The sequence below is a fragment of the Acidipropionibacterium timonense genome, from assembly GCF_900605005.1.
In the GTDB taxonomy this organism is placed as follows: domain Bacteria; phylum Actinomycetota; class Actinomycetes; order Propionibacteriales; family Propionibacteriaceae; genus Cutibacterium; species Cutibacterium timonense.
Genome location: NZ_LR027558.1, coordinates 2,066,487 through 2,077,244, shown reverse-complemented (window position 1 = coordinate 2,077,244; position 10,758 = coordinate 2,066,487). Strand labels below are relative to the sequence as shown.

General features: G+C 70.4%; 11 protein-coding genes, 3 tRNA genes and 1 pseudogene. 12 read left to right on the top strand and 3 right to left on the bottom strand.

Features of this window, described 5'->3' with window-relative positions:
• Nucleotides 1-30 precede the first annotated feature (30 nt).
• The 4 genes and pseudogenes from E0E30_RS13935 to E0E30_RS09820 all read left to right on the top strand — a co-directional run.
• Nucleotides 31-108: pseudogene (locus tag E0E30_RS13935) on the top strand (hypothetical protein); the annotation flags it as partial.
• Between the two features lie 90 nt (nucleotides 109-198).
• Nucleotides 199-363 carry a 4Fe-4S binding protein gene (locus tag E0E30_RS13930; protein ID WP_411914000.1) on the top strand — a complete coding sequence of 55 codons (165 nt, stop codon included), beginning with the start codon at nucleotides 199-201 and terminating at the stop codon, nucleotides 361-363.
• A gap of 23 nt (nucleotides 364-386) precedes the next feature.
• Complete coding sequence (gene mptB, locus E0E30_RS09825) at nucleotides 387-1,928, top strand: polyprenol phosphomannose-dependent alpha 1,6 mannosyltransferase MptB (RefSeq protein WP_167853967.1); 1,542 nt, start codon at nucleotides 387-389, stop codon at nucleotides 1,926-1,928.
• Nucleotides 1,929-1,933: 5 nt separating this feature from the next.
• Nucleotides 1,934-2,854, top strand: coding sequence for an enoyl-CoA hydratase/isomerase family protein (locus E0E30_RS09820; RefSeq protein ID WP_130866119.1), 921 nt, complete (start codon nucleotides 1,934-1,936; stop codon nucleotides 2,852-2,854).
• 3 nt (nucleotides 2,855-2,857) lie between these two features.
• Here the strand turns inward: E0E30_RS09820 and E0E30_RS09815 are convergent, their stop codons facing one another.
• On the bottom strand, nucleotides 2,858-3,745 hold the full coding sequence (locus tag E0E30_RS09815) for an exodeoxyribonuclease III (RefSeq protein WP_130866118.1): 888 nt from the start codon (nucleotides 3,743-3,745) through the stop codon (nucleotides 2,858-2,860).
• 183 nt (nucleotides 3,746-3,928) lie between these two features.
• The gene (locus E0E30_RS09810; protein ID WP_130866117.1) at nucleotides 3,929-4,423 is read right to left on the bottom strand and encodes a YajQ family cyclic di-GMP-binding protein; all 495 of its coding nucleotides are present in this window, start codon (nucleotides 4,421-4,423) and stop codon (nucleotides 3,929-3,931) included.
• A 152-nt stretch (nucleotides 4,424-4,575) separates the two neighbouring features.
• Between E0E30_RS09810 and E0E30_RS09805 the strand changes: the two genes are divergently transcribed.
• Nucleotides 4,576-5,544, top strand: a complete 969-nt coding sequence (locus E0E30_RS09805; protein WP_130866116.1) for a carbamate kinase — start codon at nucleotides 4,576-4,578, stop codon at nucleotides 5,542-5,544.
• Between the two features lie 1,630 nt (nucleotides 5,545-7,174).
• A tRNA-Tyr gene (locus E0E30_RS09795) sits at nucleotides 7,175-7,255 on the top strand.
• A 71-nt stretch (nucleotides 7,256-7,326) separates the two neighbouring features.
• On the opposite strand, the gene deoD is transcribed toward E0E30_RS09795, so the two are convergent.
• On the bottom strand, nucleotides 7,327-8,037 hold the full coding sequence (gene deoD, locus E0E30_RS09790) for a purine-nucleoside phosphorylase (protein ID WP_130866115.1): 711 nt from the start codon (nucleotides 8,035-8,037) through the stop codon (nucleotides 7,327-7,329).
• A gap of 140 nt (nucleotides 8,038-8,177) precedes the next feature.
• On the opposite strand from deoD, the gene E0E30_RS09785 reads away from it, so the two are divergent.
• From E0E30_RS09785 to E0E30_RS09760, 6 genes are all read left to right on the top strand, one after another.
• Nucleotides 8,178-8,250 (top strand) — tRNA-Thr (locus E0E30_RS09785).
• A gap of 62 nt (nucleotides 8,251-8,312) precedes the next feature.
• Nucleotides 8,313-8,387: transfer RNA gene (locus E0E30_RS09780), tRNA-Met, on the top strand.
• 55 nt (nucleotides 8,388-8,442) lie between these two features.
• Nucleotides 8,443-8,613 (top strand): 50S ribosomal protein L33, encoded by a 171-nt coding sequence (gene rpmG, locus E0E30_RS09775; RefSeq protein ID WP_130866114.1) that lies wholly within the window; start codon nucleotides 8,443-8,445, stop codon nucleotides 8,611-8,613.
• Between the two features lie 117 nt (nucleotides 8,614-8,730).
• Nucleotides 8,731-9,177: an FAS1-like dehydratase domain-containing protein gene (locus E0E30_RS09770; protein ID WP_130866113.1), complete on the top strand. Its 447-nt coding sequence runs from the start codon at nucleotides 8,731-8,733 to the stop codon at nucleotides 9,175-9,177.
• Nucleotides 9,174-9,584, top strand: a complete 411-nt coding sequence (locus tag E0E30_RS09765; protein WP_130866112.1) for a MaoC family dehydratase — start codon at nucleotides 9,174-9,176, stop codon at nucleotides 9,582-9,584. The genes E0E30_RS09770 and E0E30_RS09765 overlap by 4 nt, the downstream gene beginning before the upstream one ends.
• Entirely contained in the window at nucleotides 9,581-10,726 is a 1,146-nt protein-coding gene (locus tag E0E30_RS09760; RefSeq protein WP_130866111.1) for a UDP-N-acetylmuramate dehydrogenase, read from the top strand. Before E0E30_RS09765 ends, E0E30_RS09760 begins: the two co-directional genes overlap by 4 nt.
• The last annotated feature ends 32 nt before the right edge of the window (nucleotides 10,727-10,758 follow it).

Below are 10,758 nucleotides of genomic sequence, written 5' to 3'. Positions count from 1 at the left end.
GGATGTGTATAAGAGCCAGCCCCCGTTCCCCTGACCGACCCCGTCCGTCCCGCCGGCCATGCCCGACTCGACCTCGACGTCGACGCCTGCACCGGCTGCGTCGTCTGCGCGCGCCAGTGCCCCACTTGGTGCATCCACCTCGACACCCACACCCGGTGCGAGCCCGATCCCACCGGACGGCGGCCGCGCACCGTCACCGTGCTGGACGGTCTGTCGATCGACTGGGGCCTGTGCATGATGTGCGGCATCTGCATCGACGTCTGTCCCCATGACGCTCTCGCCTGGGCCGACGACCCCGAGCCGACGGCCGCGGACCGGGCCTCCCTCACCGTCCGGTGGGCCCCCGGCGAGGGGGAGCGGTGAGCCGCCACCACACCGCCCGGGGCATGGCGGTCTACCTACGGGCCTGGCGCTCCCGGGTGGTCCTCGAGGGGTTCATCGGCACCGGCCTCATCACCGCCGGATCGCTCACCCCCGCCTACCTTCCGCTCAACTCGCCGTGGTGGTCGCGACTGGGCAGGATGGGGCTCGTCGGGCCCACCTGGCGCGTCGTCGGCACCGCCCTGGCGCTGCTCGGCGTCGGCCTGCTCATCGACTCCTGGTTGCGACTGCGGCCGGGGCGTCAGTGGGAACGCCCGCGCGGAATCCGTGCCGGCATGCACCCCTGGGCGGTGCTCGGGGTGTGGGGCCTGCCGCTGCTGCTGGCGCCGCCGATCTTCAGCCACGACGCCTACTCCTACGCCGCCCAGGGCTGGCTCCTCGTCAACGGCATCAGCCCCTACGACGGCTATCCGGGGCTGCTGCCCGGGGCCTTCGCCGACCAGGTCGCCCAGGAGTGGCGTTACACGCGCACCCCGTACGGTCCGTTGAGCCTGCAGATCCAGCACCTCATCGTCCACCTCACCTGCGACAACCCGTACTGGTCGGCCGTCCTCATGCGGGTGCCGGCCCTGCTCGGCGTCATCCTCATCGGGCTGCTGCTGCCGCGTCTGGCCCGGCGCACCGGGCACGACCCGTACTTCGCGGCCTGGTTCGCCAGCCTCAACCCCCTCCTCGTCATCGACTTCATCGGCGGGGCACACAACGACTCGCTCATGATGGGTCTGCTCGTGCTCGGCCTGTGGGTGGCCACCCTGGCCGGGTGGGCCTGGCTGCCGGCGGCCCTCGTCGTGGGGGTGGCCGCAGCGATCAAGCAGCCGGCCGTCATGGGTGCCCTGGCCCTTCCCGTCATCCGGCGCACCATGCGGGGGTGGGCCCCGCGCGAGGTCGGCGTCACCCTGGGGCGGGTGGTCGTCTCGTTGCTGCTCGCGGCGGCGTCGTTCAGCCTGCTGTCGTGGGTGACCGGGTTGGGCTTCGGCTGGTACCACGCCGTCGACGTGCCCGGCATGGTCATGACGGTGTCGCCGTCGACCCTCGTGGGTTTGGCGATCCGCTGGGTACTCAACCTGCTCGGTGCCCATGCCGCGGCGGCCCAGGTCATCTCGGTGACGCACACCGTCGGCATGGTCCTGGGATTCCTGGGCCTGGCGGTGCTCGCGGTGCGGTACCTGCCGACCAGGCCGCTGGCCTTCCTGGCCTGGGGATATCTCGCCTTCACCCTGGCCTCCCCGGCCCTCCACTCGTGGTACGTCCTGTGGGGGGCGATCCTCCTGCCGCTCGTCGACCGAGCGGTGCGATTCGTCCGGACCGCCGTCTGGGCCACCGTCGTCCTGCTCGCCTACGACGCCGTCAACCTCTCGTGGCGCAACGGGGTGCTCGCGGTCGGTGTGGCGGCCGTCGTCCTCCTCGCGGCTCATCTCGTGTGGCACGAGCGGTCGACCGGGCAGGGATGGTCGTTCCGGGGCCGACTACGGGTCCGACGGCGTCATCGGCCGGCCGGCCCCGGGCACGGTGGGGCTCCCGGCCCCTCGGGTGACGTGGCACAGTGAGGGGCATGGACACAGCCACCGACCTGCGCATCGACCACGACGGCGACGCCCTGCGCGTCGTCCTCACCCGGCCCCGGGCCATCAACTCGCTCACCGGAGGAATGCTCGAGGCCATCGGTGGGGCCGTCGTCGGAGCGCGCACCCTCGAGCTGTCGGGGGAGGGCCCTCGTGGCTACTGTGCCGGGGCGGACGTCCGCGAACTGCGGTCCCTGGCGATGCGTGACCCGCAGGCCGCCGGTGACTGGCTGGCCCGCGAGTACGCCGTCGACCTGGCCGTGTCGCGGCTGGCCGGGACGGCGCACCTCCACGGCGTGAGCATGGGCGGCGGGCTCGGGCTCGCCGCGCGGTTGCACGTCGTCTCGGCGGCCGATCTCGTCCTGGCCATGCCGGAGACCGGGATCGGTCTGTGGCCCGACGTCGGCATGTGCTTCGAGCTGTCGCGGGCGCCGCGGTTCGCCGGACGTCACCTGGCCATGACCGGGGCCAGCATCGACGCCGCCAGCGCCCTGTGGGCAGGTCTGGTCGACGAGGTCGACGGCGGGGCCGACGCCGACGGCAGCGACCTGGCCCGGGACGCCGACTGGATCGAGGAGTGCTACGCGAGCACCGACCCGGTCGAGGTGCTCCGGCGGTTGGCCGAGCGACCGGAGGCGCCGGCCCGGGAGGCGGCCGAGCTCATCGCGACGCGATCGCCGCTGTCGGTCGCGGTGGCCCTCGAGGCCGTGGTACGCGCCGAGGAGGCCGCGGGGGTGGCCCAGGTGCTGGCCACCGACGAGGCCCTGGGGCGGTCCTTCATGAGGTCGTCCGACTTCGTCGAGGGGGTTCGTGCCCAGCTCGTCGACAAGGACCGGCGGCCCCACTGGCGCCACCGCGCGGTGGACGAGGTCACCCGCGCCGAGGTCGAGGCGATGTTCGACCCGGACTGAGGTTCACAGGTCGTAGTCGACGACGACCGGCGCGTGGTCGGAGATCCGGGCCTCGTAGGAGGGGTCCCGGTCGGTGCCGCCGGTGGTGGCGGCCCTGGCCAGCTGCGGGGTCGCCAGGTGGTAGTCGATGCGCCAGCCGGCGTCGTTGACGAAGGCCTGTCCCCGCCAGCTCCACCAGGAGTAGGGGCCGTCCTCGCCGGGATGCAGCGACCGGACGACGTCGACGAGGGTGCGCGGGGAGAGGATCGACCCCAGCCAGGCGCGTTCCTGGGGGAGGAATCCCTCGTTGCCGCGGTTCGAGCGCCAGTTGCGCAGGTCGACGTTCTCGTGGGCGATGTTGAAGTCGCCCATGACGAGGAAGTCCCGGCCCAGCGCCGCGGCCCGGCGGCGGGCGGTCGTGAGGTGCCGGGCGAACCCGGCCATGAAGCTCTCCTTGCGGTCCTGCTTGGTCCGCGTCGCCGGATCGGCGGGGTCAGGGGTCGCCCCCTTGGGAAGGTAGAGGCTGGCCACCGTGAGGGGGGCGTCGGCCAGGTCGACCTCGACGTAGCGACCCTCCTGGGCGAAGGGATGGAGTCGCCGGGCCAGTCCGGCGATGGTGCCGTCGGTGATGGTCCGCGCCCCGCTCGGGGTCATCGTCACGAGGTCGACTCCCCAGGCGCGCACCGCCTCCGGGGCATGGCGGGTGAGCAGGGCGACACCGTTGCGTCCGGCCCGGGTGCCCGGTTGCCAGACGACGTGATAACCGCCGAAGACCCCCTCGGGCAGGTCGTCGGGGCGGCACCGCACCTCCTGCAGGGCGACGACGTCGCAGTCGCGGTGGTGCAGCCAGTCCTCGAAGCCGCGCCGCTGGGCCGCCCGGATGCCGTTGACGTTGAAGGTCGCGATGCGCATGGGCCTCATCCTTCCACGGGGCGCCCCGGGTGGGGCCCGCCGGCGGGCGGCTCGGTGGGGTGCTGTCAGGAAAACACCACCAGCGCGAGGTTGTTCCCCGCCAGGGGAACAACCTCGCGCTCAGGGGATTTTCCTGACGTCCCGCCCGGCACCCCCGGGCAGCGGGCGTCGCACCGGCCCGCCTCAGCGGTAGTTGACGAACTGCACCGCGAAGTCGAGGTCGGCGCCGAGGATGAGCTTCTGCACCGCCTGGAGATCGTCGCGGCTCCTCGAGCTGATCCTCAGCTCGTCGCCCTGGACCTGCGCCTTGACCCCCTTGGGACCCTCGTCGCGGACGAGCTTCGAGACCTTCTTGGCGTTCTCGGTGGTGATCCCCTCGTGAATGGCACAGCTGATGTGCCAGGTCTTGCCCGAGACCCGCGGGTCCCCGGCCTCGACTGCCTTGAGGCTCACCCCGCGGCGCACGAGCTTGGACTGCAGGACGTCGAGCGCCGCCTTGACCTTCTCCTCGGTCTGGCTGACGATCTCGATCCCGGCGTCCCCGGCCCAGGCGACGGTGGTGTCCGTGCCCTTGAAGTCGAACCGCTGGCGCACCTCCCGTGCGGCCTGGTTGATGGCGTTGTCGACCTCCTGGTGGTCGACCTTGCTCACGACGTCGAACGAGCTCTCCGATGCCATGGTTCCTCCTCGTCGGGGCGTCCCCGGTGCCTTGCTCTCCCTCCTGGCGGCAAGGTCTGCGTCGGGACTCGGTGCGGAACCTCCATCGTGTCATGATCGTGACCACAGGTGGGGACCAGCGCTGCAAGGGAGCAGCAGGAACAGGAGAGACCATGAGGATCGTCGTCGCTCTGGGTGGCAACGCCCTGCTCGAGCGAGGGGAGCGCCCCGATGCGAGCACGCAGGTGGCCAGGGCCCGGGAGGCCGTGCGGTGCCTGGCGCCGCTGGCCGAGGAGCACGAGCTCGTCATCACCCACGGCAACGGACCCCAGGTGGGTCTGCTCGCCCAGGAGTCGTCGGCCGACCCGACCCTCTCGGCGCCCTACGGGTTCGACACCCTCGGGGCGGCGACCCAGGGCATGATCGGGTACTGGCTCGTCCAGGCCCTGCAGAACGAACTGCCCGGACGCCAGGTGCTCGGCCTGCTCAACCAGACCCTCGTGCTGGCCCACGACCCGGCCTTCGAGAACCCGACGAAGTACGTCGGGCCGGTCTACACCAAGGAGGAGGCCGAGGCCGTGGCCGCCGACAAGGGCTGGACCATGCGTCAGGACGGGAACCACTGGCGTCGCGTCGTCGGCTCGCCCAAGCCCCAGCGGGTGGTCGAGACCCGGATCATCCGTCGACTGCTGTCGGACGGCGTCATCGTCGTGTGCGCCGGCGGCGGGGGAGTGCCGGTCATCCGCGACTCGCGCGGCAAGCTCACCGGGGTCGAGGCGGTCCTCGACAAGGACCGGACGGCCGCCCGACTGGCCATCGAGCTCGACGCCGACGCGCTCCTCGTCCTCACCGACGTGCCGGCGATCATGGCCGACTACGGCACCGATCATGCCCGGGCGATCAACCGGGCCACCCCCGACGACCTGTGGCGGATGGACTTCCCGGACGGTTCGATGGGCCCGAAGGTCGAGGCATGCTGCACCTTCGTCGAGCTCACCGGCGACATGGCCGCCATCGGACGGTTGCAGGACGCCCCGGCCCTCTTGCAGGGCACGACCGGCACGATCATCACCCCGGGCGGTGACTACGGCGGTCCCGAGGACCTCACCCCACGACACTTCCTGCGGACGCGGGCCTTCTGACCGTGCCGGGTGGACCCGTCGGCGCTGCGTGACGCCGTGACCCGGTGATCTCGAGCGTCTTGCCTCATGTCAAGATGTCCGGATGAGCGCAGCGCTTGCCTCAACTGAAATGTCCGGATGGAGATGAGTCAGGCGGCGGGTTGGTCGGTCTGGGTGCGACGTTCGGCTAGGCGGATGAGCTGGTTCTGGATGTCGGTGATCCGCCGGGCCAGATCGGCGGGGTTGAGCCTGTCGTGCTCGGCTGCCAGGCGGGCCCGTGTGGCGGGGTCCAGGACACGGGAGTCGACCAGCCGCTGGTAAGGGGTCTTGGGCTTGTCGTAGACCCGCTTCTTGCGCCCCGCGGAGGTGGTGGTCCAGCCGATGGCCTTGACGCAGGGCAGTAGGTGGTTCTTGCGGGCCATCACCAGGGGCCACAATTGGTTGAGCAGCTGAAGCTCGGTTGCGGTCTCGTAGCGGTATCTGAAGGCGTGGCGGCGGACCCAGTCGCCGTTGCGCTGCTCGACGTGGGCGTTGTCGTTCTTCTTGTAGGGCCGNGCCATCACCAGGGGCCACAATTGGTTGAGCAGCTGAAGCTCGGTTGCGGTCTCGTAGCGGTATCTGAAGGCGTGGCGGCGGACCCAGTCGCCGTTGCGCTGCTCGACGTGGGCGTTGTCGTTCTTCTTGTAGGGCCGCGAGCGGGACATCGCGATGTCGTGGCCCTTCGCCCAGTCGATGAGGCCCCAGTTGATGAACTCCGACCCGTTGTCGACGTGGACCTCCGCCACGGGCACGGGCATCTGGTCGACGATCCGGTCCATGCCGGCCCCGATGTGGACGAATGCCTTGTTCTTGACCGTGGTCAGGACCGTGTAGCCGGAGACGGGCAGGGTGGCCGACAAGGTCCACAGGAATTCCCCGACCAGGGTGTGGCCGCAGTGGGCCACGGTGTCGACCTCTACCAGCCCGGGATCGGTGATCGGCCCGTCCAGGCTGGTGCGCAGGGGCACCGCGGCACGCAGGATGTGAGGGGCGGGTCGGGTGGCTGACAGGCCGGCGGCCGGGTAGGCGGCGTCCTTGAAGGGTTTCAGGTATCTGTCGATGGTGGCCGCCGACATGGAGCGCAGTTCGGTCAGCACCGCGGGGGTGGCCCGGCGGGTGACTTTCCCGAACTCCTTGAAGCGTTCCAGCCTGTTCAGGGTGTCGTCCATCACGGGGGCCAGGTACTTCCCGGAGGGCTGACCCGTCACGCTCCACACGTGCTGGAGGACCTTCACGGCGTCGTAGGAGTACTTGCGGGGCCGGGGCCGGCGCTTCTGCTGGGACGCGGCACCTTTCCGCGTCAGGGCTGCCCGGATCGCGCGGCGGGCGTGGTCACGGGTCCAGCCTGTGGTGGCGGTCAGGGAGTCCAGCAGCACCGACTTGTCCTTCTTCGATGCGGCCCGGTACTGGTGGGCGTACTTCTTGGTGATCTCACGGCGTGCGGCCATCGACAGCTCCCGATCCATGGCCCGGGCCTACACCGTCAGTACGCGGACATCCTCATCTGAGGCACGTGCTGCCGCATCCGGACCTTTTACGTGAGTCTCGTCGTCGAGTGGCGCGACGGCGTCCGCTCCTGCTATGGTTCTGGGTCGCTGGCCCACGCCAGCACGGCAGGTTGCCCGAGTGGCCAAAGGGAGCGGTCTGTAAAACCGTCGGTTCGCCTACGTTGGTTCGAATCCATCACCTGCCACGAGCCCCCCGGATCGGATGGATCCGGGGGGTTTCGTCATGTCCTCGTCGGTCGGGTCCTGGCGTCGGGCATCAAGCGACGAGCGCTCGCGCGGCGATCTCCAGGGCCGACTCGAAGGACGTCTCCCGCTCCTCGGCGCTCATGTCCGACCCTGCCTTGGTGAGGTGGTCCGAGACGGTGAGGACGGCCAGCGCCTCGGCCCTCTCGGCCATCGCGCAGCCGTACAGCCCGGCTGCCTCCATCTCGACCCCCAGGGTGCCCATGGCGATGAGCCCCTGGGTCACCTCGGGGCGGGTCGTGTAGAAGGTGTCGGAGCTGAAGACCGCACCCACGTGGGTGGTGGCCCCGGAGGCGCGGGCGGCGTCGACCGCGGCGCGCAGCATGTCGAAGGACGCCGCCATGGACAGCGTCACGCCCGGGACCGGCAGGGTCGAGCAGCCGTCGTTGGTGTGGGCGCTCGAGGCGATGACGACGTCACGCACGTCGACGTCCGGCGACATGCCACCGCAGGTGCCGACCCGGCAGATCCGACGCACCCCGTAGAACCGGTACAGCTCGGTGGCGTAGATGCTCAGCGAGGGAATGCCCATCCCCGAGGCCATGACGCTCATCGGCGTGCCCTGCCAGGTCCCGGTCCAGGTCCCGATCCCACGGACCTCGCTCACGACCCTGGCGTCGGTGAGGAAGTCGCGGGCGATCCGTGCGGCTCGACGGGGATCGCCGGGCATGAGGACGAGGGGGGCGATGTCGCCGGGCTCGGCGGCGTTGTGCGGGGTGGCCATGGGGTGTCCTTCCGGTCGAGGTGGTCGTCCCGAGCCTAGAGGGTTCGGGGCCCGCAGATCCGCCCCGGGAGCGGATCCCCGAGGGTCGGCCCACCCCAACTTGCGTCGGCGCTCACGGGCGTGTAACTTTCTACGTCGTTGCCCCTATAGCTCAGTAGGCAGAGCGTCTCCATGGTAAGGAGAAGGTCAGCAGTTCGATTCTGCTTGGGGGCTCTGAGTGTGATCCGACCCCATAACCCAGTGGGTCCGGCCGTTCAGGCGTCGGTGAGCACAATGGCGGGGTAGCTCAGGGGTAGAGCAAGCGGCTCATAATCGCTGTGTCGCGGGTTCGAATCCCGCCTCCGCTACCACTGGGGGGCCACCCGGCTTCCCGCACAGGCTCTCGACAGCTCGAAAGTAGGAACCATGGCCAAGAAGTCCGGCGACGTCCGCCCGAAGATCACGCTTGCCTGCACCGAGTGCAAGGAGCGCAACTACATCACCAAGAAGAACCGTCGCAACGATCCCGACCGCATGGAGCTCGCGAAGTTCTGCCCGCGTTGCGGCAAGCACACCGCTCACCGCGAGACCCGCTGAGCGACATCGACCTCATCGACGGGGCTGCCCATCCGGGTGGCCCCGTCGTGGTGTTCCCGGCTCCCGGCCGGCCGATCCGTCCCTGAACCGTCGGACCTCTGGGCTAGCCTCATGTCCATGCCGATCAGTTCAGAGCACGTCGGGCGTCGCTACCCGACGACGCAGCCCTACCGGGTGAGCGCGGCCAAGATCGAGGAGTTCGCCACGGCACTCCACGACGAGGCCCCCGCCTACCACGGGGACGACGCCGTCGCCCCGCCGACCTTCGCCATGGTCATCGCCGCCCGGGCCTGGCAGCATCTCTTCGATGACCCCGAGCTCGATCTGCGCCTCGACCACACCATCCACGCCGACCAGTCCTTCCAGTGGGCCCGTCCACTCCACGTCGACGACGAGGTGACCGCCACCCTGACGATCGCCTCGGTGCGTACCCGTGGCGCCACCGACATGGTGGGGCTCGACGTGTCCCTCGACACCCCGTCCGGAGAACACCTGGCCACCGCCCACAGCACCCTGTGGCACACCCACACCACCTCCGACCACGCTCCCGGGGAGGACTCATGATGATGACGCAGGGTCAGACCTTCGGCCCGGTCCGCGTTCCCGTCGACAGGTCGACGATCGTGCGGTACGCCGGCGCGTCGACCGACTTCAACCCCATCCACTGGTCCGACCGGGCCGCCCGCGCCGCCGGCATGGACGGCGTCATCGCCCACGGGATGTGGACCATGGGGGCGGCCCTGGGGGTCGTCGTCGACTGGGTGGGTGATCCGGGGCGAGTCCGCTCCCAGAAGGCCAGGTTCACCCGCCCCGTGCTCGTCCCGGACGACGAGGAGGGCACCGCGATCGAGGTGTCCGGCACGGTCCGCGCCGCCGACGAGCACACCGCCACCATCCTCGTCGACGTCACCCATGACGGGGTCGCCGTGCTGGGCCGCGTCGAGGTCGTCGTCTCCCAGGAGCAGTCATGACCCTCAACCCGTTCATCAACGTCATCGGCCCGTACGAGGACGACGACCCCACCGAGGCCTGCACCCTCACCCACTACGACTACCCGGCCAGCGCCCCCGACGAGGTCGCCAGTGGCGACGACGTCCCGCTGGCCGCTCTCACGACACTGCGAGTGGGCGGTCCGGCGCGTCGGCTCGTCGTCGCACGCACCGAGGCCGAGCTGATCGAGGCCGTCCGCGACTGCGACCACCGGGGCGAGCCCTGCCTCGTTCTCGGCGGGGGGTCGAACGTCCTCGTCGGCGACGCCGGGTTCGACGGGACCGTCGTGCGGGTCGCGACGAAGGGCATCTCCGCCGAGGTCTCGGCCTGCGGGGGAGCCTTCGCGACGATCGCCGCCGGCGAGGTGTGGGACGACTTCGTCGTCCACTGCATCGGGCAGGAGTGGATCGGCCCGGAGGCCCTCTCGGGCATCCCAGGTCTCGTCGGCTCGACCCCCATCCAGAACGTCGGGGCCTACGGGGTCGACGTGAGCGAGTTCGTCGCCCGGGTGCGCACCTGGGACCGCCTCGACGACGCCCAGCACACCTACACCGCGGACCAGTGCGACTTCGGTTACCGCTGGAGCCGGTTCAAGGCCGAACCCGATCGCTACGTCGTCCTCGACGTGTCGATGCAGTTCAACCTCGGCACCCTCTCGCTGCCCATCAGGTACGCCGAGCTGGCCCGGAGGTTGGGCGTCGAGCAGGGGCAGCGGGCCGACACCTCGCTGGTGCGTCGGACCGTACTGGCCATCCGCGGCGGCAAGGGCATGGTCCTCGACCCCGCCGACCACGACACGTGGAGTGCTGGGTCCTTCTTCACCAATCCGCTGGTCGACGCCGCCGCCGTCCCCGAGGGGGCCCCGGCCTTCCCGCAGCCCGACGGCCGGGTCAAGACCTCGGCCGCCTGGCTCATCGACCATGCCGGCTTCGGGCGTGGGTTCGCCGTCGATCCGGCCTCGCACGCGTCGCTGTCGTCCAAGCACGTCCTGGCCCTCACCAATCGGGGCGGGGCCAGCGCCCGGGAGCTCGTCGACCTGGCCCGAGCCGTCATCGACGGGGTCGACGCCGCCTACGGCATCCGGCTGGTGCCCGAGCCGAGGTTCGTCGGGTGTGCGTTGTGACGGTGCCCCTGCGTGCTGGGGATGGGCCGCGT